This window comes from Gallaecimonas xiamenensis 3-C-1 (assembly GCF_000299915.1).
Taxonomy (GTDB): Bacteria; Pseudomonadota; Gammaproteobacteria; order Enterobacterales; family Gallaecimonadaceae; genus Gallaecimonas; species Gallaecimonas xiamenensis.
In genome coordinates this window covers 105,832-125,958 of the sequence record NZ_AMRI01000002.1, presented here as the reverse complement: position 1 = coordinate 125,958, position 20,127 = coordinate 105,832, and the positions used below count along the sequence as shown (strand labels likewise).

General features: G+C 63.0%; 23 protein-coding genes. 10 read left to right on the top strand and 13 right to left on the bottom strand.

Annotation, left to right across the window (positions count from 1 at the left end):
• The first annotated feature begins 16 nt into the window (after positions 1–16).
• Entirely contained in the window at positions 17–595 is a 579-nt protein-coding gene (nfuA, locus tag B3C1_RS01890; RefSeq protein WP_008482518.1) for a Fe-S biogenesis protein NfuA, read from the top strand.
• Positions 595–825 (top strand): hypothetical protein, encoded by a 231-nt coding sequence (locus B3C1_RS01885; protein ID WP_008482517.1) that lies wholly within the window; start codon positions 595–597, stop codon positions 823–825. Before nfuA ends, B3C1_RS01885 begins: the two co-directional genes overlap by 1 nt.
• On the opposite strand, the gene dinF is transcribed toward B3C1_RS01885, so the two are convergent.
• Positions 815–2,107 (bottom strand): MATE family efflux transporter DinF, encoded by a 1,293-nt coding sequence (gene dinF / locus B3C1_RS01880; RefSeq protein WP_008482516.1) that lies wholly within the window; start codon positions 2,105–2,107, stop codon positions 815–817. The genes B3C1_RS01885 and dinF overlap by 11 nt on opposite strands.
• Before the next feature lie 103 nt (positions 2,108–2,210).
• On the opposite strand from dinF, the gene B3C1_RS01875 reads away from it, so the two are divergent.
• Genes B3C1_RS01875 through B3C1_RS01865 form a run of 3 tightly spaced genes read left to right on the top strand, consistent with a single transcriptional unit; the run spans position 2,211 to position 5,383 of the window.
• The gene (locus tag B3C1_RS01875; RefSeq protein ID WP_008482515.1) at positions 2,211–4,016 is read left to right on the top strand and encodes a M1 family metallopeptidase; all 1,806 of its coding nucleotides are present in this window, start codon (positions 2,211–2,213) and stop codon (positions 4,014–4,016) included.
• A 48-nt stretch (positions 4,017–4,064) separates the two neighbouring features.
• A complete protein-coding gene (locus tag B3C1_RS01870; protein ID WP_008482514.1) occupies positions 4,065–5,021 on the top strand; it encodes a polysaccharide deacetylase family protein in 957 nt (318 codons plus the stop codon).
• The gene (locus B3C1_RS01865; RefSeq protein ID WP_083858232.1) at positions 5,018–5,383 is read left to right on the top strand and encodes a Rieske (2Fe-2S) protein; all 366 of its coding nucleotides are present in this window, start codon (positions 5,018–5,020) and stop codon (positions 5,381–5,383) included. Before B3C1_RS01870 ends, B3C1_RS01865 begins: the two co-directional genes overlap by 4 nt.
• 14 nt (positions 5,384–5,397) lie before the next feature.
• Here B3C1_RS01865 and B3C1_RS01860 read toward each other — a convergent pair whose 3' ends face one another.
• From B3C1_RS01860 to B3C1_RS01840, 5 genes are all read right to left on the bottom strand, one after another.
• The gene (locus B3C1_RS01860) at positions 5,398–5,703 is read right to left on the bottom strand and encodes a hypothetical protein (protein WP_192813335.1); all 306 of its coding nucleotides are present in this window, start codon (positions 5,701–5,703) and stop codon (positions 5,398–5,400) included.
• Positions 5,700–5,984 (bottom strand): hypothetical protein, encoded by a 285-nt coding sequence (locus tag B3C1_RS01855; RefSeq protein ID WP_008482510.1) that lies wholly within the window; start codon positions 5,982–5,984, stop codon positions 5,700–5,702. Before B3C1_RS01855 ends, B3C1_RS01860 begins: the two co-directional genes overlap by 4 nt.
• Positions 5,985–6,118: 134 nt before the next feature.
• Positions 6,119–6,907, bottom strand: a complete 789-nt coding sequence (locus tag B3C1_RS01850) for an SDR family NAD(P)-dependent oxidoreductase (RefSeq protein ID WP_008482508.1) — start codon at positions 6,905–6,907, stop codon at positions 6,119–6,121.
• Between the two features lie 87 nt (positions 6,908–6,994).
• Positions 6,995–7,216: a hypothetical protein gene (locus B3C1_RS01845; RefSeq protein ID WP_008482507.1), complete on the bottom strand. Its 222-nt coding sequence runs from the start codon at positions 7,214–7,216 to the stop codon at positions 6,995–6,997.
• A gap of 135 nt (positions 7,217–7,351) precedes the next feature.
• Complete coding sequence (locus tag B3C1_RS01840) at positions 7,352–7,681, bottom strand: hypothetical protein (protein WP_008482506.1); 330 nt, start codon at positions 7,679–7,681, stop codon at positions 7,352–7,354.
• A 183-nt stretch (positions 7,682–7,864) separates the two neighbouring features.
• Between B3C1_RS01840 and purU the strand changes: the two genes are divergently transcribed.
• A complete protein-coding gene (gene purU, locus B3C1_RS01835; RefSeq protein WP_008482505.1) occupies positions 7,865–8,701 on the top strand; it encodes a formyltetrahydrofolate deformylase in 837 nt (278 codons plus the stop codon).
• A gap of 25 nt (positions 8,702–8,726) precedes the next feature.
• Here the strand turns inward: purU and B3C1_RS01830 are convergent, their stop codons facing one another.
• Positions 8,727–9,119, bottom strand: a complete 393-nt coding sequence (locus tag B3C1_RS01830; protein ID WP_008482504.1) for a hypothetical protein — start codon at positions 9,117–9,119, stop codon at positions 8,727–8,729.
• Between the two features lie 264 nt (positions 9,120–9,383).
• Between B3C1_RS01830 and B3C1_RS01825 the strand changes: the two genes are divergently transcribed.
• From B3C1_RS01825 to B3C1_RS01815, 3 genes are all read left to right on the top strand, one after another.
• Complete coding sequence (locus tag B3C1_RS01825) at positions 9,384–11,381, top strand: TonB-dependent copper receptor (RefSeq protein WP_035480855.1); 1,998 nt, start codon at positions 9,384–9,386, stop codon at positions 11,379–11,381.
• A 68-nt stretch (positions 11,382–11,449) separates the two neighbouring features.
• On the top strand, positions 11,450–11,842 hold the full coding sequence (gloA2, locus tag B3C1_RS01820; protein WP_008482502.1) for an SMU1112c/YaeR family gloxylase I-like metalloprotein: 393 nt from the start codon (positions 11,450–11,452) through the stop codon (positions 11,840–11,842).
• A 165-nt stretch (positions 11,843–12,007) separates the two neighbouring features.
• Positions 12,008–13,528 carry a peptide MFS transporter gene (locus tag B3C1_RS01815; protein ID WP_008482501.1) on the top strand — a complete coding sequence of 507 codons (1,521 nt, stop codon included), beginning with the start codon at positions 12,008–12,010 and terminating at the stop codon, positions 13,526–13,528.
• 56 nt (positions 13,529–13,584) lie between these two features.
• Here the strand turns inward: B3C1_RS01815 and hmpA are convergent, their stop codons facing one another.
• Positions 13,585–14,742 (bottom strand): NO-inducible flavohemoprotein, encoded by a 1,158-nt coding sequence (hmpA, locus tag B3C1_RS01810; RefSeq protein ID WP_008482500.1) that lies wholly within the window; start codon positions 14,740–14,742, stop codon positions 13,585–13,587.
• A gap of 161 nt (positions 14,743–14,903) precedes the next feature.
• Between hmpA and norR the strand changes: the two genes are divergently transcribed.
• Entirely contained in the window at positions 14,904–16,463 is a 1,560-nt protein-coding gene (gene norR, locus B3C1_RS01805; RefSeq protein ID WP_008482499.1) for a nitric oxide reductase transcriptional regulator NorR, read from the top strand.
• On the opposite strand, the gene B3C1_RS01800 is transcribed toward norR, so the two are convergent.
• From B3C1_RS01800 to B3C1_RS01780, 5 genes are read right to left on the bottom strand one after another with little or no spacing between them, the layout of a single operon-like run.
• Complete coding sequence (locus B3C1_RS01800; RefSeq protein ID WP_008482498.1) at positions 16,464–17,075, bottom strand: SCO family protein; 612 nt, start codon at positions 17,073–17,075, stop codon at positions 16,464–16,466.
• Complete coding sequence (gene cyoE / locus B3C1_RS01795; RefSeq protein ID WP_008482497.1) at positions 17,072–17,965, bottom strand: heme o synthase; 894 nt, start codon at positions 17,963–17,965, stop codon at positions 17,072–17,074. The genes B3C1_RS01800 and cyoE overlap by 4 nt, the downstream gene beginning before the upstream one ends.
• A complete protein-coding gene (locus B3C1_RS01790; protein WP_008482496.1) occupies positions 17,962–18,939 on the bottom strand; it encodes a COX15/CtaA family protein in 978 nt (325 codons plus the stop codon). The genes cyoE and B3C1_RS01790 overlap by 4 nt, the downstream gene beginning before the upstream one ends.
• A 6-nt stretch (positions 18,940–18,945) precedes the next feature.
• The gene (locus B3C1_RS01785; RefSeq protein ID WP_008482495.1) at positions 18,946–19,461 is read right to left on the bottom strand and encodes a hypothetical protein; all 516 of its coding nucleotides are present in this window, start codon (positions 19,459–19,461) and stop codon (positions 18,946–18,948) included.
• Positions 19,458–20,123 carry an SURF1 family protein gene (locus tag B3C1_RS01780; RefSeq protein WP_192813334.1) on the bottom strand — a complete coding sequence of 222 codons (666 nt, stop codon included), beginning with the start codon at positions 20,121–20,123 and terminating at the stop codon, positions 19,458–19,460. Before B3C1_RS01780 ends, B3C1_RS01785 begins: the two co-directional genes overlap by 4 nt.
• Between the last annotated feature and the right edge of the window lie 4 nt (positions 20,124–20,127).

The following is a 20,127-nucleotide window of genomic DNA, read 5'->3' as shown; positions in this document are numbered from 1 at the left end:
GGTTTTGAGAGGCACCATGATCCGCATCTCCGAGGCCGCCCAGGCCCACTTCTGCAAACTGTTGGCCGATCAACCGGATGGCACCAATATCCGGGTGTTCGTGGTCAATCCCGGTACCGCCAACGCCGAGTGCGGCGTGTCCTATTGTCCCCCCGACGCCGTAGAGGCCAGCGACGTACGCCTGCCCTTCTCCGGTTTTGACGCCGTGGTGGACCAGGCTTCCACGCCCTTCCTGGAAGCCGCCGAAATCGACTTCGTCACCGACCAGATGGGTTCCCAGCTGACCCTCAAGGCGCCCAATGCCAAGGTTCGCAAGGTGGCCGACGACGCGTCCTTGATTGAGCGGGTAGACTATGTGCTGCAAGCCCAGATCAACCCCCAGCTGGCCAACCATGGCGGCAAGGTAGCGGTGATGGAAATCACCGAGGCCGGCATCGCCGTGCTGCAATTTGGCGGTGGCTGCAACGGTTGCTCCATGGTGGACGTGACCCTCAAGGAAGGCATAGAGAAAGAACTGTTGGCCGCCTTCCCAGGCGAGCTGACCGGGGTGCGCGACATGACCGAGCACCAGGCCGGCGAGCACTCCTACTACTGATGCGCGACCTCATCTACCGCCTGGGCAGCGATCCCAGGCGGTCAGTCCGCCGCTTTTTGTCCGGGTTTGCCCTGTTCATCCTGGGGCTCTTCTTCATCTACCTGGGCAGCAAGGGCGAGGCCCTCTGGCAAGTGCCGGGGCTTATCTTTGCCATTCCGGGTTTCGCCCTGGCCTGCTACGGCTACCTGGGCATCTTCTGCAACCGCTTCAGCCAGTTCCTTAATCGCTGACAAAGCCCGGCCGGCGGTATAGCCACCAGAGGCTCAGGCCACGCATGGCCATAAAGGCGGTCAGGGCCAGCCACAGGCCGTGGTTGCCCAGCCCCTGGGCCAGCCACCACACCGGAAAAAACACCCCGAAAGTGGACAGCACCATGCTGTTGCGCATGGCCCGGCCCCGGGTCGCGCCGATAAAGACCCCGTCGAACAGGTAACACCACAGCGCCACCAGCGGCAGGGCCACCACCCAGCCAAGGTACTGGGCCGCCGTCTGGCGCACCGCCGGCAGGTCGGTCAGCAAGGCGATGATCCCCTCGCCAAAAAAGCCGAACAGGGCCACAAAAGCCAAGGCAAAAGCCAGGGACCATTGGCCGCACAGCCGTACCCAGTAGCGCAGCGCCTTTTCATCCCCCTGGCCCACCGCCCTACCGGTCAGGGCTTCGGCGGCATAGGCTATGCCGTCCAGGGCGTAGGAGATCAGCAGCAGGAAGTTGAGCAGCACCGCATTGGCGGCCACCACCTGGTCCCCCATCCTGGCCCCTTGGAAGGTGATGAACACAAAGCACAGCTGCAGACAAAAGCTGCGCAGCAAGATGTCGCGGTTAAGGGACAACAGCCGCCGCCAGCCGCTGTGGCCAAGGGCCGCCCGCCAGTCAAAATCCGGCAGGCGCCGGTGCACCAGCCACAGCCCCAACCCCAGGGTGGCGTAGTCCGCCACCACAGATGCCAGGGCCGCCCCCCGCACCTGCCAGCCCAGCCCCACCACCAGCATAAGGTCCAGCAGGATATTGAGGCTGTTGCCGAGGATCAGCAGCGCCATGGGGCCCCTGGTGTCTTGGCGCCCCACCAGAAAGCCCAGCAGCACCAGGTTCACCAGCACCGCCGGCGCCCCCCAGATGCGGGCGTAAAAATAGAGGGCGGCCTGGGCTTTGACTTCCCCCGAGGCACCGCTCAGCCAGAGCCCCAGCTGGCCAAGGGGCCATTGCAACAGCAGCAGCGCCGCCGCCAGGGCTAGGGCCATGGCCCCGGCCTTGCCAAGCCAGGCGGCCAAAGCGGCGCCGTCGCCCCGGCCATGGGCCTGGGCGATCAGGCCGGTGGTGGCCATGCGCAAAAAGCCCAGCAGCCAGAACAGGAAAGTCACCAACATGTTGCCCACCGCCACGCCCCCCAGGAAGGCGGGATTGGCCAGGTGACCGATAACGGCGGTGTCCACCAGCCCCAGCAAGGGCACTGTGATATTGGACAGGATCATGGGCAAGGCCAGGGCCAGTACCCTTTTGTGGTCGGTAAACAAAGGGGGTCTCGGGTGAATGGGCTTTGGGCTGAGTCTGCCGCCCTGTGAAAGTGCAGGCAAGGCCGTTACACTTGGCCCTTTCCACTTGAAGGAATCGAGAAGAATGAAAGGGGCACTTTGCAGCCTGGCGTTGCTGTCCATGACAGCTACAGCCGCCACCGATATCAACTCCTACGGCAACACCGAGCAGGTGAAGATCACCCACCTGGGCCTGGACCTGACCGTGGACTTCGACAAGCATCAGCTGGCCGGCAGCGCGACCCTGGATTTCAAGCGCCTCGACCCCAACGCCAGCACCCTGGTGCTGGACACCCGGGCTTTGGACATCAGTGGCGTGCAGCAGCACGTCGACGGCCAGTGGACCAGCGCCCAATGGAGCTGGGGTGAAAAATCCGACGCCCTTGGCAGTGCCCTGAATATCGCCCTGGCTCCCAAGGCCGACCAGGTGAAAGTGGCCTACCACACCACCGACGGCGCCACCGGCCTGCAATGGCTGACCCCGGAACAGACCGCCGGCAAGAAGCACCCCTTCCTGTTCACCCAGGCCCAGGCCATCCAGGCCCGCAGCTTTATCCCCCTGCAGGACAGCCCCTCGGTGCGGGTCACCTATGACGCCACCATCAAGGTGCCCAAAGAACTGATGGCGGTGATGAGCGCCGAGAACAGCCAGCAGAAAAGTGCGGACGGCGTCTACCGCTTCCACATGCCCCAGGCCGTGCCCACTTACCTGATTGCCCTGGGTGTGGGCGACCTTGAGTTCAAGCCCATGAGCAAGCGCACCGGCGTCTATGCCGAGCCGGCTGTTCTGGACGCTGCCGCCAAGGAATTCGAAGATACCGAGTCCATGATGGAAACGGTGGAGAAGATGTACGGCCCGTACGACTGGGGTCGCTACGACCTGCTGATCCTGCCCCCCAGCTTCCCCTTCGGCGGCATGGAAAACCCGCGCCTGAGCTTTATCACCCCCACCGTTATCGCCGGTGACAAGTCCCTGGTGTCCCTGATCGCCCACGAGCTGGCCCACTCCTGGTCCGGCAACCTGGTGACCAATGCCACCTGGCAGGACCTGTGGCTTAACGAAGGCTTCACCACCTACCTGACCTACCGCATCATGGAAGCGGTGTACGGCAAGGACCGCGAGCGTATGGAAGCGGTGATCGGCTACAAGGACCTGCAGGAAGACCTGGCCAGCATCGATGCGGCCGACACCCGCCTGCAGCCCGACCTGACCGGCCGCGACCCGGACGATGCCTTCTCCAACGTGCCTTACGAGAAGGGCGCCCTGATGCTGTTCGAAATCGAGCAGAAGCTGGGCCGCAAGAAAATGGACGACTTCCTGCGCAACTACTTCAAGACCTTCCGCTTCCAGTCCGTGTCCACCGACATGTTCCTGGACTATGCCGCCAAGGCCGGCCTGGACATGGACCGCCTCAAGACCTGGATCTACCAGCCCGGCCTGCCCACCGGCGCCCCCAAGCCCAAGTCTGACGCCTTCACCAAGGTGCTGGCTGCCCAGACCCGTTGGCTCCGAGGCCAGGACAAGGCCAGCGCCCTGCCCTTCAAGGACTGGAACGCCCAGCAGCAGATCTATTTCGTATCCGAGTTGCCCAAGAAGCTGACCAAAGGCCAGATGACCGAGCTGGACAAGGCCTTCGGCCTGACCGGCACCCGCAACAACGAAGTGGCCCACGTCTGGTATCGCCAGGCCATTGAGCATGACTATGCCCCGGCCTTCGACGCCATGGCCGACTACCTCAAGCACATCGGCCGGCGCAAGCTGGTGGTGCCCCTGTACGACATGCTGATGGCCAAGCCGCAGTACCAGGAATTTGCCAAGAAGGTGTACGCCCAGGCCCGCCCTGGCTATCACCCCCTGGCTCAGAACACCCTGGACAACATCGTCAAGTAACACCAGGGCCGCCCGCTTCGGCGGGCGGTCTTGTACTCTGGACTCGCCATGCGCACCTTGTTGCTACTTCTGTTGCTCACCGCCATGCCCAGCCGGGCCGCCGTGATCCTGCTGTACCACCATATCGCCACCGACACTCCCCCCAGCACCACCACCAGCCCCAGCGACTTTGAAAGCCACCTTAGCTACCTCAAGGACAACGGCTTTACCGTGGTGGACCTGGCCGATGTGGTACTCGAAGCCAAGGGACAAAAGACCCTGCCGGACAAGGCGGTGGCCATCACCTTCGATGACGGCTACCAAGACATTGCCGACAACGCCGCTCCCCTGCTGGCCCGTTTCGGCTACCCCTATACCCTGTTCGTCAACCCTGAACGGGTAGGCAGACCGGGCATGATGTCGGCCAACACCATGGCCGCCATGGTCGGCGCCACTGTGGCCAACCACACCGCCGGCCACGCCCATCTCACCACCCTGCCCCTGAAACTGGCCCGCCAGACCATTATCGACGGCCAGCTGCCGGGCAACCCCAAGTGGCTGGCCTGGCCCTATGGTGAATACAGCCCCGAACTGGAAGCCCTGGCGGCAGACATGGGCTATGTGGCCTTCGGCCAGCAGTCCGGCCCCTCGGGCCCCTACAGCAGCCTGACCGCCCTGCCCCGCTTCCCGGCCGCCGGTCCCTACGCCAACCTGGGTACCCTCAAGACCAAGCTGTTGAGCCTGCATATGCCCCTGGTCAGCTCCGACACCAGCATGGTCCAGGGCGACCGCTCGCCGGCCCTGACCCTGGAACTTAAGGACAGCGACCCCATGGCCAGCCGGTTTGCCTGTTATTTCCTGGGGCAAAGGGTGGCCATCGAGATGGACGGTACCCGCTTCAAGATACCTGCCATCGCCCTGCCCCCGGGCCGCTCCAGGCTTAACTGTACCGCCCCCAGCAAGACCAAGGCCGGGCGTTACTACTGGTGGTCACAGGCCTGGTTGTCGGGTCAGGGGCTCAAATGATGGACAAGCCGGCGCCTTTTGACCGCCTCAAGGCAGGACACAGGCTTTGTGCCCTGGACGATATCGCCGACCCGGGCAGCAAGGGCTTTGTCTTTGAAAGCCCAGGCGGTGAAATGCTGGGGATCTTCCTGGTACGCAAGGGCCAAGAGGTGTTTGGCTATGTTAACCGCTGCCCCCACATGGGCGTGCCCTTGAGCAGCCTCAAGGACCTGTTTCTGGCCTCCAACGGCCAAATCCTCTGCGACAAACACGGTGCCCTGTTCGAGGTTGAAAGCGGGCTCTGTACCGAGGGCCCCTGCCGCCACTATTACCTGCAGCCGGTGCCGGTGCAGCTGGTGGACGGCCAGGTACTGACCGCCTGACAACCAGCTCGCGATCAGCGGGCCGGTTGTTGGTGAAAGCGGCTGGCCAATAGCAAGGCCCAGGCCAGCAGCACCCAGGCCAGGGGGGCCAGGAACCAGCCATAACCCCAGGGGCTGCTTTCCCGCCAGAAGGCCACCCAGCCGGCAACGGCACAGGGCAAGGCCAAGGCCGGCGCCATCACCAGGGTCTTGTCGGCAAACCAGTTCACCCAGGGCGACACCACCCCCTGGCCCCTTCCATACAACATGAAGGCCGCCAGCAGGCAGAAACTGCCCAGGTAACTCAGGCCCCAGATCCAGAAGGTAACGCCCAGGGTCATGGCCATAGCCACCAAAGCTGGCCCCCATAGCAAAGCACCGCTGCCAACGGCAGTCCGTAGCGCCAGTTGGCGCCCGGGCGGCGCCCTTTGAAAAAGCCCAGCAACACCAGCACCAGGCAGAGCGGCATTACCAGCAGCCCGGAAAAGAGCAGTCCTTCCTGGAAGCGGGTCAAGGCCTGGCTGTTGCTGACCAGCACGGCGGCCAGCAGCCAAGCCAGGGCCAGCAGCAGTATCAGCAATACCGCCAGCACTTTGGCTGTCACGCGTTTAAAGGTGGTCATATTCGTCCCTGAACATGGAAATGGAGCCCCAACAAGCCACAGCACCGGGCCCTTGGCAAGAGCAGAACTGGTGGAAAAAGCATCTTTAGTCGATGTCAGGCCAGTAACAGTGGGGCAAAGGACCTAGGCAGGGGCTAACGGGATTTTGCGGGCCGTGACAGCCAGGCCACCATGGCGGTAACCCAGCGCCGGGGCAGCAGCCTCAGGCTTTGCACCAACAGCTTGTTGCCAAAGCCGGGAATGGCCAGGCGCCGGCCGTTCATCATGGCCCGGTAGCCCACTTCGGCAACCTGGCCCACTTCGGCCATAGCCAAGCGCTTGAAAAGGCCTGTGCCTTCCATACCGGCACCGGCTTGAAAGCCGGAACGGGTCGGCCCCGGGCACAGGGCGGTGACCATGACCCCTGTGCCTTTGAGATCTTCGGCCATGGCCTCAGACAGGGACAGCACATAGGCCTTGGAGGCGTAATAGACCGCCATGTACGGGCCGGGCTGGAAGGCGGCGGTGGAGGCCAGGTTGAGGATATGGCCATAGCCCTGGGCCAACATGGCCGGCAGGCAGAGCTTGCAAAGCCGGGTCAGGCTGCGGATGTTCAAATCCAGCAACCGCTGTTCGGCGTCCAGATCGGTGTCCTGGACCTTGCCATACAAACCGATGCCGGCATTGTTGACCAAGTAGCTGGGTACCAGGCCATCGAGGGCCGCAAATACCTGGTCGGCGCCGTCGGTCAGGGCCAGGTCGATGCACAGGGTTTTGACCTCTATGCCCCGCTCCCCGCGCCAGCGCTGGGCCAGGGCCTGGAGTTTGTCCTCAGATCGGGCCACCAGCACCAGGTTGATCCCGTCCCGGGCAAAGCAGGCGGCCAGGGCCTCCCCTATGCCGCTGCTGGCCCCGGTGACCAGGGCCCATTGTGCGTGGCTCATCAGCCCCTCCTCTTTGTGCGCTCCTTCTAGGCTAAACCGGGGGCGGCGAAGGGGCCATGAAAAAAGCGCCCCTTGGGGCGCTTTCGGTCACTGGGGACCTTGGCAACTCTCGTTGCTCTGGCAGTCCAGCCAACCGTCGTAATAGAAGCGGCAATCACGCACATTGGTCGGTTCCCCCGCTTCACAGCGATTCAGCTCCCGCAGCCACAGGTCGCATTCGCAATCACCGGGGATGCGGGCTATGGCCGGAGCCGCCAGCACCATGCCGATCAGGGTGCCACACAGGGTCGGTATCAGTTTGATTTTCATGACAAGAGTCCTTGATGTCTTGGTCTGGCACCGGCATACCGCCTCCCTTTACCGGTGCTGCTTCGACCCTAGCAAAGACACTGATGGTGAATAAACAACCTTTTGCCGACCTTGTGAATTGGATCTGCCAAGCACTCAGGCGGCCAGCCCTGCCACCACGACCAGCAACAGCAGGAATGACAAGGCGAAGGATAGGCAAAAGCCGCTGATGGCAAAGCCTTTGGGCCCCTTGTCCCGGATCAGGGCACCAATACCAAAACCCAGGCCGGCCAGGATCCCCAACACCCCCAGCAACGCCAGTACCCCGGCCAACAGCATGAAGGCCGACCCGACCAAAGCCAGGCTGGGGTCGTAGTTGACGGTGTAGGCGGTCATGGCGGTGACCCCCAGCAGACTCAGCAAAGCCAACAGGGCGCAGACAAAGGCGACCAGGCCCAGTTTGGAAGGGGGGTTAGTGGCATCCATAGCCTTGTTCCTCGGCAACGCAAAAGGGCGCCCATCTCACCAGGCCGAACCCCGCAGCGCAATGCCTTTTCAAAGCACTGGCACGGCGGTAGCCCCATGCCAGGTAAGGACTTACCGACAAAAGCCCTTTTCAAATGCCCAGGCCTGGGTAAGATGGACTGCCAGCCATCCAAAAGCACGCCCATGGAAAAGAAGATCCTGCTCACCCACTGCCCCGACGCCAAGGGCCTGATCGCCAAGATCACCAACATCTGTTACAAGCACCAGCTCAACATCACCCGCAACAACGAATTCGTCGACAGGGAAAACGGTCGCTTCTTCATGCGCACCGAGCTCAACGGTATCTTCAACGATGAAACCCTGCTGGCCGACCTGGACGACGCCCTGCCCCAGGGTGCCAAGCGCCGCCTGGTCAATGCCGGCCGTAAGAAGGTGGTGATCCTGGTCACCAAAGAGGCCCATGCCCTTGGGGACATCCTGATGAAGTGCTTCGAAGGGGCGCTGGATGTGGAGATCGCCGCCGTTATCGGCAATTACGACAACCTGGGCCAACTGGTGGGCAAGTTCGGCATTCCCTTCCACCATGTGCCCCACCAGGGCTTGAGCCGCCCGGAGCACGAAGCAGCCCTGACCGCAGCTATCGACAGCTATGGCCCGGACTACCTGGTATTGGCCAAGTTCATGCGCATTCTGACCCCGGACTTCGTGGCCCAGTATCCCCACCGCATCATCAATATCCACCACAGCTTCCTGCCGGCCTTTATCGGCGCCAACCCCTACCGCCAGGCCTTCGAGCGGGGGGTCAAGATGATCGGCGCCACCGCCCATTTCGTCACCGACGACCTGGATGAAGGCCCCATCATCGAGCAGGACGTGACCCACGTCAGCCATGTCTATTCCGCCACCGACATGGCCAAGGCCGGCCGCGACGTGGAAAAATCCGTACTGAGCCGGGCCCTGCAGCTGGTGCTGGACGAGAAGGTCTTCGTCTACGGCAACAAGACGGTGGTCTTCAAATAGCAAAAAGGCGCCAAAGGCGCCTTTTTCACTCGGCTACCGGCAATCTGCCGGCCAATGCCTGGAGGCTGTTGTGGCCACCCTTGCACACCAAGGCGTCGACTTTACCTTTGGCGGTTTCGATCACCAGGCCCTGTTCTGACTCGTCATCATAGAGCTGGTAGTGCACACCGTCGTCGTCGAAGCCAACGGCAACAGTGCCAGGTCTGAGCTGTTGGGCGCTGTAACTGGCCCCTTTTCCCAGCTTGATCCCCTCCAACAGCAGGTGCAGGCCACTGCCGTCCGGCAGGCCGCACAGGGTCATAACCCTGGGGCTGGAACAATTGAAGTAGTTGGTCTGGCCCTGGGGGCAGCCGTTGCCCATGGCGACCGCCTGGGTGCTGGCCAGCAACCCCAGGCCCAAAATGGCTGTGATGCGCATGGTGTTACCTTCCGATGGAGTAAAGCCTTGCCTCAAGCAGTAAGAGGATAGGCACAAATGGCCGGCTTTGTTGGGTAAATCGCCAATAAAAGGCGCAGATGCCGGCTCTATGCTGCAAGGGTGCCCCAGCCCATTGGATCTAACCACGGCATAATGCCAAGGCGGCGGTGCCAGCTTGCCAGGGGTGCGACAATATGTCGCATGGTGGTGACCGTCACCTTTGCGGACAATGCGCGGCATCTATCCTTTTTCGGCCCTCAATCCATGACATCCAAAGCCCTGCTCGGCCTGCTGCTGGCCGCCCCTACCCTGGCCGACGACGTGGAACACATCATCGTCACCAGCGAAGCCATGAACGAACCCGGGGTGGTGGTCACCGACCCCAAGCAGCCACGCCAACCCCTGCCCGCTCAGGACGGGGCCGATTACCTCAAGACCATTCCCGGCTTCAACCTGACCCGCAAAGGCGGCGCCAGCAGCGACCCCCTGTTCCGGGGCATGGGAGCCTCGCGCCTCAATATCCTCACCGACGGCCAGACCCTGCTGGGAGGTTGCCCCAATCGCATGGACCCCCCTACCGCCTACCTGTCTCCCCAAAGTTTTGACAGCATCAAGGTGATCAAGGGGCCGCAGAGCGTGCTCTATGGGCCGGCCGCCGCCACCGTGATCTTCGAGCGCAAGGACGAACGCCTCACAGGCCCAAGCCTGGAAGGCAATGTCAGCGCCACCGCCGCCCAATACGGCCGCCGGGAAGGGGCCATGGATCTCACCGCCGGCAACCAGGACGGCTTCGCCCGCCTGGCCGCCATCAAGACCCGCAGTGACAACTTCAAGGATGGAGACGGCAACAGGGTCAACAGCCATTACGACCGCTGGAGCACCGACCTGCAGCTGGGCTGGACCCCCAGCGACGACAGCCTGCTGATGCTGTCGGCGGGGCGCAGTGACGGTGAGGCCGCCTACGCCGACCGCATGATGGACGGCGCCAAGTATGACCGCACCAACCTGGGGCTGCGGCTGCGCCAGGACAACCTCAGCAGTTGGCTGACCCGCCTGGACGGCCAGCTCTATTACAACTATGTCGATCATGTGATGGACAACTACAGCCAGCGCAGCTTCACCCCCAGCATGATGATGCCCAACCCCAGCGTCGCCAACCCGGACAACCGCACCCGTGGCGGCCGGCTCCAGGCCGACCTGGCCCTGGGCAAAGGGCTGACCGCCAAGGCCGGTCTGGATGCACGCAGCGCCCAGCACCGCACCCGCTCCTCCATGAACCAGCCGATGATGCCCTACCAGGACAAGGACCGGATGGCCGACGGCCGCTTTGAACAATGGGGCCTGTTTGCCGAATTCAGCTATGACCTGGCCCAGGCCAGCAAACTGCATTGGGGAGCCCGCCTGGACCGCTGGCAAGCCAAGGACCAGCGCCAAACCCTGAGCCCAAGCATGATGGTGAGCCTGGCCAACCCCACCTATGGCCAGACCCGCCACGACAACCTGCCCAGCGGCTTTGTGCGGCTGGAGCAAGGCAGCAGTATTGGCACCTGGTACCTGGGCCTGGGTCACGCCGAGCGCTTTCCCGACTATTGGGAGATCATCGGTAACAGCCGCGCCAGCAGCGACTCGGCTTCGGCCTTCCATACCCAGGCGGAAAAGAACACCCAGTTGGACGGCGGCTGGATCCTGCGCCAGGGTGACCTGAACCTGAGCCTGTCGCTCTTCTTCAGCCGGGTGGACGACTTTATCCTCATCGAACGCCAGGCCATGGGCGCCGATCTGGTGCGCAACATCGACGCCGACAGCTACGGCGGCGAAGCCACCCTGGGCTATCAACTGACCCCAGCCTTCAAGGTCGAGTCCAGCCTGGCCTACAGCCGGGGCCGCAACAAGACAGACGACAGGGCCCTGGCCCAGCAGCCGCCCTTGGAGCTGCGTCTGTCCGGCCAATACCGCCTGGGGGATTGGAACCTGGGGGCCCTGTGGCGCCTGGTGGTCGACCAAAGCCGGGTGGCGGTGGGCCAAGGGAACGTCATCGGCCTGGACACCGGCCCTACCGCCGGCTTCGGCACCCTGTCCCTCAACGGCAGCTGGCAGCCCGACCCTCATTGGCAGCTGAGCTTCGGGGTCGACAACCTGTTGGACAAGCGCTATGCCGAACACCTGTCCCGCGCCGGCGCCGCCGTAGCCGGCTTCGAGCAGGCCGACAAGGTCAACGAACCAGGCCGCACCGCCTGGGTCAAGGCCGACTACCGCTTCTAAGGCGCCCCCCCTTCAAGGGCCGCACGGCATTGGGTATGCTGGGCGGCCCTTGTCTTATGAGCCTGGCCATGCTGAACGCCATCCACCACGCCGCCCTTATCTGCAGCGACTATGCCGCCTCCAAGGCCTTTTACACCCAGGTATTGGGGCTCAAGGTGCTGGCCGAGCACTACCGGGCCGAGCGGGACTCCTGGAAACTGGACCTGGCCCTGCCCGACGGCAGCCAGTTGGAGCTGTTCAGCTTCCCCGATGCCCCGCCCCGTCCCAGTTACCCCGAGGCCCAGGGCCTGCGCCACCTGGCATTTAGCGTGGACGATGTAGCCGAAGCCGTCGCCTGGCTGGCAACCAAGGGGGTGCAGTGCGAACCGGTGCGCACCGACCCCTACACGGGGCGCCAGTTCACATTTTTTGCCGACCCCGACGGCCTGCCCCTGGAACTCTATCAAGTGCCCTTGTCCTGAAAAAAGCCGCCAATTCAGGGGCTTTGGGGCCTTGCGCGCAAAAAACAAACAAAAAACTCACACAAACAGGGACATAGGCAAACTTTTGCAACACTTTGCCTCGTAGAAAGCTACGTTTTTTATCGGTATAACAATCAACTTATCCCTTAATTAAACGACTTTCCTATGAGCACCTCCGCTTCCCTTGACGCTGTTAAAGCTGAGGAATCCCAAAGCCGCCGCGCTTTCGTGGCCCTCTTCATGATCGAGATGTGGGAGCGCTTCGGCTTCTACGGCATGCAGATACTGATGGTGTTGTTTGCCATCGAGTACCTGGGCTTCAACGACGATCGCGCCAACCTCACCTGGGGCGCCTTTGCCGCCATGATCTACATCACCCCCGTTGCCGGTGGCTGGATCGGCGACAAGGTGCTGGGCGCCAGACGCACCACCATGCTCGGTGGCGTGGTGCTGGCCTTGGGCTACGGCCTGCTGGCGGTGCCCTGGGACCAGTTCATGGGGGAAAGCGGCCATAGCCTGGTGTTCTTCTCCATGGGGGTGATCGCCGTGGGTAACGGCCTGTTCAAGGCCAATCCCAACAACCTGGTGGCCAAGCTCTACGAAGGGGACGAGTCCAAGCTGGACGGCGCCTTCACCCTCTATTACATGTCCATCAATATCGGCGCCTTCCTGTCCCAGTGCATGACCCCCATCATCCGGGTGCACTACGGCTGGCACTGGGCCTTCCTGATCTGCGCCCTGGGCCTGGTGTTCGGCGTGGCCCAGTTCAAGGTGCAGAGCCGTTACCTGGCCCACGTGGGCTCGGCGCCCGACTTCAAACCCATGGACAAGCGCAAGCTGCTGGGCGTGCTGGGCGGCTCCCTGGTGGTGGCGGTGCTGATCGGCCTGGTGGTGCAAAGCACCCAGGTGGCCGAATGGGTGGTGAACCTGGCCAGCGTCGGCCTGGCGCTGTTTTTCCTGGTGCTGGTGGTCCGTGCCACCAGCGCCGAGCGGGCCGGCCTTATCGCTATGGTGATCCTGACCCTGCAGACCATCCTCTTTTTCATCTTCTACCAGCAGATGTCCACCTCCCTGACCCTGTTCGCCAAGAACAACGTGGAGCTGCAATTTTTGGGCTACAGCATCCCCCCCGAGCAGTTCCAAGTGCTCAATCCCTTCTGGATAGCGGTGATGAGCCCGGTACTGGCCTGGCTGTACGCCTCTTTGGGCAAGAAGGACAAAGACCCGTCCCTGGCTGGCAAATACGCCTGGGGCTTCGTGCTGCTGGCCATCGGCTTCTTCCTCTACGCCGTGTCCGGCAATTTCGCCAATGCCCTTGGCCTGGTGTCGCCCCAATGGATGCTGTGGGGTTACATGTTCCAGTCAGTGGGTGAACTGCTGATCTCCGGCCTGGGTCTGGGCATGGTGGCCCGTTACGTGGCCCCTGGCCTGCGCGGCCTGATGATGGGTGCCTGGCTGTTGGCCACTGGCCTGTCCCAGTACCTGGGCAGCGTGGTGGCCAACTTCGCCAGCGTGCCGGAAAACATCACCAGCCCACTGCAGACCCTGCCCCTTTATACCGGCCTCTTTATGAAGCTGGGCTGGGTCGCCCTGGCCGGCGCCTTGGTGGCCATAGTGCTGGTGCCTTACCTCAAGCGCCTGGACCGCCGCAGCAAGGAAGCCGCCGCCCTGTGGGCCAAACAATAAGGCTTTAAACACCCATAAAAAAACGCGCCATCAGGCGCGTTTTTTATTGCCAGGGCTTAAAGGTCGGCATGGGGGCCGAAGGCCTCGTAGTGGATGCGCCCTTCGGCTACTCCCAGGCCCAGCAACTGGCCTTTGATCGCCGCCATAAAGGGAATGGGGCCACACAGGTAGAAGTGGCCATCCCCCAGGGGCAGCTGGCTGCGAAGGGGCGCCAAATCCATCAACCCCTGCTGGTCGTTGTACCAGCTATGCAGGGTTAGCCACGGGTTCTCGGCCAGCTCTTCCTGGCGGCCTTTGAAGCTATGCTGGGCGGCGGTCTCACAGGCATGCAGGAACTGCACTGGCCGTCCGGGCTGCTGGGCACAGAGGCTTTCAAGCATGCTCATCATGGGGGTCAGGCCAACACCGCCGGAGACCAGCACCACAGGCCACTGGCTTTGGGTATCCAGGAAGAAGTCCCCGGCCGGGGGGATCAGGGCCACCTGGGCTCCTGGCGCCAGCTCATCGTGGAGGTAGCGGGACACCAGCCCCTGGTCTTCCCGCTTTACGCTGATGCGATAGTCCTTGCCGTTGGGGGCGGCAGACAGGCTGTATTGGCGGATTTCCTGGTAGTCCCCCTGGCTGGGCTTGACCTTGATACCTATGTACTGGCCCGGCAGGAAGTCCATGACGGGACCACCGTCCAGCGGCTCGAAGTAGAAGCTGGTGACCTTCTCGGACTCCGGCTCCTTGCGGGCAAGACGAAAAGCCCTCTCCCCGGCCCAGCCCCCCTGTTCCCTTTCATGCAAGGCGTAAAGGGTGCCTTCCCGGTCGATGAAGATCCCGGCCAGGAACTGATAGGCCTGGGCCCAGGCGGCGGAGGTGGCGGCGTCGAAGGTGTCAGGGGCCAGTTCCTGCAGGGTGGCCAGCAGATGCTCGCCGACGATGGCGTAATGCTCGGGCCTGACCAGGAAGCTGGTGTGTTTCTGGGCGATACGTTCCACGGCGGCGGCCAGCATTTCAGGGGTCTCGATATGCTGGGCGTAGGTGGCGACGGCCGCAAACAGGGCCGCCGGCTGGCGCCCCGATTTTTGGTGGCTGAGGTTGAAGATGTCCTTGAGCTCGGGATTGTGGGCGAACATGCGCTGGTAGAAATGCTCGGTGACGGCGGTGCCGGCATTGGCCAGTACCGGCAGAGTGGCTTTGACGAGGGAGATGGTTTCGGCACTCAGCATGATTTACTCCTTGGGATAATACTGAGTACGACTTATCAAGGCTTGTGCCAATTATTTTTCACTTATTTATCAGTGCCATATAAAAACAACCTTGCTGAAAGAGTCATAATGACACACCCTACAACCGGGTAATATAACTCGCTTAGTGTCATATTGACTCCATGAACGAAATCAATCAAAGCCTGCTGCTTGGCATCGCCCTGGACCTGGCCTCAAGCCTGGCCAACGACGACCGCTTCGACCGGCTGCTGACCGCCCTGAGAAAAGCCATTCCCTGTGACGCCGTGGCGTTGTTGGCCTACCGCCCGCCCCTGGCAGTCCCCCTGGCTATCCAAGGCCTGAGCCCCGATACCAAGGGACGGCGTTTTGCCCTGGCCGAACATCCCCGCTTCCAGGCCCTGGCCGACGCCGGCCAGCCGGTGCGTTTTCCCGCCGACAGCACCCTGCCGGACCCCTACGACGGCTTATTGCTGGCTGACGACAGTGACCTGCCTATCCACGCCTGTATGGGGCTGCCCCTATACAGCGACCAGCAACTGCTGGGATTCCTGACCTTCGACAGCCTGGTGCCGGGGATCTTTGACAGCATCAGCGAGCGAACCCTGGCGGTGGTCTCGGCCCTGGCCGCCGCCACCCTCAAGGCCGCCATGCAGCTTGAGCACCTGGAGCAGCAGGCCCAGCACAACGAGCAGGTGATGCAGGAGCTGGCCAGCGAAGCCCTGGGCCGGGACGGCAGCAGCCTGCTGGGGGACAGCGAGCCCATGGTGCGCCTCAAGCAGGAGTTGGCCCTGGTGGCGCCGTCGGATTTTACGGTGCTGGTGCAGGGAGAGACGGGGGTGGGCAAGGAACTGGTGGCCCGCACCCTGCACGCCCAGTCCCTGCGCCGCCAGGCACCGCTGGTGCATTTGAACTGCGCGGCCCTGCCAGAACAACTGATTGAAAGCGAGCTGTTCGGCCATACCAAGGGCGCCTTTACCGGCGCCGACAGCGCCAGGCCGGGGAAATTCTTGCTGGCCGACGGCGGCACCCTGTTTCTGGACGAGGTAGGTGAGCTGTCTCCTGCCACCCAAAGCAAGCTGCTAAGGGCCCTGCAGAGCGGCGAGATCCAGCCGGTGGGCCAAGACCAGGTGCGCCAGGTGCAAGTCAGGGTCATTGCTGCCACCAACCGCGATCTCAAGCAGGAAGTGGCAGCCGGGCGCTTTCGCGCCGATCTCTACCATCGCCTGAGCGTCTATCCCATCAGGGTGCCGCCCCTGCGGGAGAGGGGCAGCGACGTGCTGCTGTTGGCCGGCTTTTTCCTGGAAAACACCCGCCGCAAACTGGGCTTGGCGCAGCTGAAGCTGGCTACCGCCACCCAGACCCTGCTGCAAGGATACGATTGGCCCGGCAATGTGCGGGAGCTGGAACATTGCATCAGCCGGGCGGCGTTAAAAGCGGTGCGGGAACAGGGGCGCCAGGGATTTGTTACCCTGACCCCTGAGCACTGCGGTTTGGCAGCGATGGCGCAAACAACGCCAAGGCCCCAGGCTCAGGTGCAGGCCAGCCCTGTCACCGATCTACGCCAGGCGGTGGACCAGTACCAACGGCAGCTGATCAGCCAGGCCCTGGCCGCCCAGGACCACAGCTGGGCAGGGGCTGCCCGCCAGTTGGGCATGGACAGGGCCAACCTGCAACGGCTGGCCAAACGGCTGGGGATAAGGTTGGAAAAGCGCCTGGGTTGATCAACCCCAGGCGCCGGCGATAATGGCGAATTCTTCCGCCATCTTCTTGGTGTCCACCACCGGCAGGTGGCCGGGTTCTGGCTTGAACATGGCCTCAATAAAGCCCTTGGGATTGACCAGTACTATGGCCGAGGAATGGCTGACATCCCCGTGCTTGTCGTACTGGTACATCAGCCCCAATTGCCGGCTCAAGGGGAAGAGTTCGGCCTGGTCGGCACGCACGGCGATAAACTGGGGCCCGAAGAAACCGATGTATTCCTTGAGCCGGGCCTGGGTGTCGCGCTCAGGGTCGGCGCTGAGAAAAACCACCTGAACCGGCGCCTTGGCGGCGTCGGACAGGGCTGGGTATATGGCGGACAGCCGGCTTAAGGTGGCGGGGCAGATGTCGGGGCAATGGGTAAAGCCCATGAACACCAGGCTCCATTTACCCTTGAGGTTGGCTTCGGTAAAGGCCTGGCCCTCCTGGTCGGTGAGGCTGAAGGCACTCAAGGGTTTGGGGTCCTTATACCAGAGGGCATCCAATACCGGCGGCGTCTTGAACCAGAAAAACAGCCCCAATCCCGCACATAACAACAGGGCCCCTACCAGGCTCCAAACCGCTTTGGCTTTCATCCAGCCACTCCGTGGTCAATCAGTAACACCATGAACAATAACATGAGTTGCCAGATACTGACCTTGAAGGTTGTCATGGCCTGCCCTGGGTCCTTGCCGAATTTCAGGCGAGCGGCATGCCAGATAAACCAGCCGCACAGCCCCAGGGCGCCGAACAGATACAAAAGGCCGCTAAGGCCGGTAAGAAAGGGCAGCACCGACACCGCCAGCAGCAGCAGGCTGTAGAGCAAAACGCAGGTCTTGGTGAAGGCAATACCGTGGGTCACCGGCAGCATGGGAATACCGGCCTTGGCGTAGTCGTCGCGGCGGGCTATGGCCAGGGCCCAGAAATGGGGTGGGGTCCAGGTGAAGATGATCATCACCAGCAACCAGGCATCCCCGTGCAGGCTGCCGGTGACCGCCGTCCAACCCAGCAAGGGCGGCGCGGCGCCGGCCAGGCCACCGATAACGATGTTCTGGGGCGTGGCCCTTTTCAAGAACAGGGTGTAGACCACGGCGTAGCCGAGCATGGCAGCCAGGGTAAGCAGCGCCGTCAACAGGTTGACCCACAGCAACAACTGCGCCAGGCCAAGGCTGCCCAGCAGAGCGGCAAAGGCCAGGGCACCGGCGGTACTGACCCTGCCCCTGGCCACCGGTCTCATGTAGGTGCGGGCCATCTTAAGGTCGATACGCCGGTCCAGCACGTGGTTGATGGCGGCCGCCGAAGCCGATACCAATCCTATGCCCCCCAGACCATGAACCACCACCGCCAGGGGCGGCCAGCCCGGACTGGCCAGCACCATACCCACCAGAGCAGTGAGCAGCAGCAGGGCCACTACCCTGGGTTTGGTCAGCTCCAGATAGTCCCGGAAGGCGACAGGCCCGCGCAGGGCAAGGCTAAGGCTCTTCATGCTTTTCGCCACAGGCCGTAGTTGACGGTAACCAGGCTCAACAGCAGCAGCACCGCCACCAGGTTATGGGCCAGGGCCACCGGCAGGGGCAGCATCAGCACCACATTGGCCACCCCCAGCCCCACCTGGGCCAGCACCAGGACAAAGAGCAGCCAGCCCAGCTGCCGAAAGCGCCCCGACAGGCCATGACGTAGCAGCAGTACCGCCAGGGCACTGACCAGCAGCGCCGTCACCAGGGCCCCCAGCCTGTGGGTCACATGTATGGTCATGCGTGCTTCGTAACCCAGCACGCCGTACTGGTAGTTTTCCGCCGGGGGTGACACCAGGTTGAAGGCATCCTCCGGGTGCAGCCTGGTCCACCACTGGCCTTCACAGAAGGGCAGCTGGGTACAAGCCAGGGCGGCGTAGTTGCTGGATGTCCAACCTCCCAGGGCGATCTGCACCACCAGCACCACCAGCACCAGGCCGGCAAAATGGCGGTAATGCCTGAGCCGTACCTCCCCCCCAGGCACCCGCCAGCCCGACAGGCGCAGCCCCATCAGCCACAACAGGGCCAGGGTGCAAAAGCCCCCCAGCAGATGGCCCATTACGATGGCCGGGCGCAGGCTCATGGTCACTGTCCACATCCCCAGCAACGCCTGGAACACCACCAGGGACAGCAGGGCCAGGGCCAACCCCCTTTCCCTGGCCCTGTACCAGCAGGCCAGGGAGAACAGGGCGAAGATACAGAGCCCCAAGATCCCGGCGAAATAACGGTGGATCATCTCGTTCCAGGCCTTATGGGGCTCTACCGGCACCCCGGGGAAACTGGCTTCGGCCTTGGCCAGGTGATGATCGGTGGAGGGCACCGTCAGATGGCCGTAGCAACCGGGCCAGTCTGGGCAACCCAGACCGGCGTCGGTAAGGCGGGTGTAGGCTCCCAGCCCTATCACCACCAGGGCCAGCAATACCGCGATCCAGGTCAGTATCTTCATGGCGCTTCATCCTATCTGTGACTGCTTGAGCAGTTTCTTGAGGTCGGTGAGCATATCCTTGCCCAGCCGCAGGCTCTGCTGGCGGTCCTGCACCGGCAAGTAGCGCAGCATCACAAAGCCCCTGGGATCGGCGATATAGAGCTGGCCGGGTTGCAGCGGCGCCGTGGCCGCCCCCCCCTTGAAGGCAAGGCCGGGGTAATCGGTGACCTGGGTTGGGGCCTTGCCCAGCACCAGGGGTTGGACCCTGTCCATCTCCTTACCCAAGGCCAGATGGGTCTGGCCCAGTATGTAGAGGCTTTCCTGGCAGGCGGCCTGGCAGCTTGCCGGCATCACATAGACCAGGCGCCAGAGATGGTCGTCCTCGAACAGGGCCTGGGCCGACAGGGGCGGGTTGATAAGCTCACCTTTGTTGACGGTGGCCCCGCCCTTGAGCCAGCCAGCCATAAAAGCCACCTGGGCCAGCACTATGGGCAGGATGAAAAGGGCCAGGAAGACCAGCAGCAGCCGGTGTTGACGACTCATTGGGACCTCCGTTGGGTGCGCAACCAGAATCCGAACAGCACTACCAGGGCCAGGGCCAGGCTGGCCCACTGCAGGGCATAGGCGCGGTGTTTTTCAGGGGGCATGACCAGGACTGGCCAGTGGGGCACCAGGCCATCACTGCCCTGGCGAGGATTGAGTATGGCTGGCAGCAAAGCCAGCCCGGTGACCTGGCGTAAAGGAGCCAGTTCCAGGCCTTGGACCCGCCAACTTTGGCCAAGGGCTTCAGGGACGTTGTCGGCCAGGGCCAGAGTCGGGGTGGGTACCCTTAATTCTCCATCTAGGCGAACCTTACCCCTGGCCAGGGGTAAGTGCGGCAACTGGTCGCGCCGGGCCGGCGCCGCCAGCCAGCCCCGGTTGACCAGCAACGGCCCCTTGGCGGTGGCCAGCCCTTGCAGCAGGTCGTAGCCCACTTGGCCGTCCAGGGTGCGGTTGTCCCAAAGTACGGCGGTAGGCAGCCATTCACCCACCACCTGCACCGGCCAGTCGTTGGGGTCGCCCTTGGCCAGGGCTTGTGCCAGGCTCAGGGTCGGCCGGGCAGCCAGGTCGGCCAGCCGAGCCGTCTTTTCCTCGGCTCGCTGCCATTGCCAGAACGCCAACTTGCACAATAGTGCCAGCAGGCCTAGCGTGATTAGCCATGGCACAACC

Bases quoted from the DNA above. Each gene is read 5' to 3' on its own strand.
- B3C1_RS01830 (WP_008482504.1), bottom strand. From the start codon at position 9,119: ATGCGCATCACAGCCATTTTGGGCCTGGGGTTGCTGGCCAGCACCCAG.
- B3C1_RS01845 (WP_008482507.1), bottom strand. From the start codon at position 7,216: ATGAAAATCAAACTGATACCGACCCTGTGTGGCACCCTGATCGGCATG.
- B3C1_RS01815 (WP_008482501.1), top strand. From the start codon at position 12,008: ATGAGCACCTCCGCTTCCCTTGACGCTGTTAAAGCTGAGGAATCCCAA.
- B3C1_RS01785 (WP_008482495.1), bottom strand. From the start codon at position 19,461: ATGAGTCGTCAACACCGGCTGCTGCTGGTCTTCCTGGCCCTTTTCATC.
- B3C1_RS01855 (WP_008482510.1), bottom strand. From the start codon at position 5,984: ATGACCACCTTTAAACGCGTGACAGCCAAAGTGCTGGCGGTATTGCTG.
- gloA2 (WP_008482502.1), top strand. From the start codon at position 11,450: ATGCTGAACGCCATCCACCACGCCGCCCTTATCTGCAGCGACTATGCC.
- cyoE (WP_008482497.1), bottom strand. From the start codon at position 17,965: ATGAAGAGCCTTAGCCTTGCCCTGCGCGGGCCTGTCGCCTTCCGGGAC.
- B3C1_RS01860 (WP_192813335.1), bottom strand. From the start codon at position 5,703: ATGACCCTGGGCGTTACCTTCTGGATCTGGGGCCTGAGTTACCTGGGC.
- norR (WP_008482499.1), top strand. From the start codon at position 14,904: ATGAACGAAATCAATCAAAGCCTGCTGCTTGGCATCGCCCTGGACCTG.
- B3C1_RS01790 (WP_008482496.1), bottom strand. From the start codon at position 18,939: ATGAAGATACTGACCTGGATCGCGGTATTGCTGGCCCTGGTGGTGATA.
- B3C1_RS01875 (WP_008482515.1), top strand. From the start codon at position 2,211: ATGAAAGGGGCACTTTGCAGCCTGGCGTTGCTGTCCATGACAGCTACA.
- B3C1_RS01840 (WP_008482506.1), bottom strand. From the start codon at position 7,681: ATGGATGCCACTAACCCCCCTTCCAAACTGGGCCTGGTCGCCTTTGTC.
- B3C1_RS01885 (WP_008482517.1), top strand. From the start codon at position 595: ATGCGCGACCTCATCTACCGCCTGGGCAGCGATCCCAGGCGGTCAGTC.
- B3C1_RS01865 (WP_083858232.1), top strand. From the start codon at position 5,018: ATGATGGACAAGCCGGCGCCTTTTGACCGCCTCAAGGCAGGACACAGG.
- B3C1_RS01850 (WP_008482508.1), bottom strand. From the start codon at position 6,907: ATGAGCCACGCACAATGGGCCCTGGTCACCGGGGCCAGCAGCGGCATA.
- purU (WP_008482505.1), top strand. From the start codon at position 7,865: ATGGAAAAGAAGATCCTGCTCACCCACTGCCCCGACGCCAAGGGCCTG.
- B3C1_RS01800 (WP_008482498.1), bottom strand. From the start codon at position 17,075: ATGAAAGCCAAAGCGGTTTGGAGCCTGGTAGGGGCCCTGTTGTTATGT.
- hmpA (WP_008482500.1), bottom strand. From the start codon at position 14,742: ATGCTGAGTGCCGAAACCATCTCCCTCGTCAAAGCCACTCTGCCGGTA.
- B3C1_RS01825 (WP_035480855.1), top strand. From the start codon at position 9,384: ATGACATCCAAAGCCCTGCTCGGCCTGCTGCTGGCCGCCCCTACCCTG.
- B3C1_RS01870 (WP_008482514.1), top strand. From the start codon at position 4,065: ATGCGCACCTTGTTGCTACTTCTGTTGCTCACCGCCATGCCCAGCCGG.
- nfuA (WP_008482518.1), top strand. From the start codon at position 17: ATGATCCGCATCTCCGAGGCCGCCCAGGCCCACTTCTGCAAACTGTTG.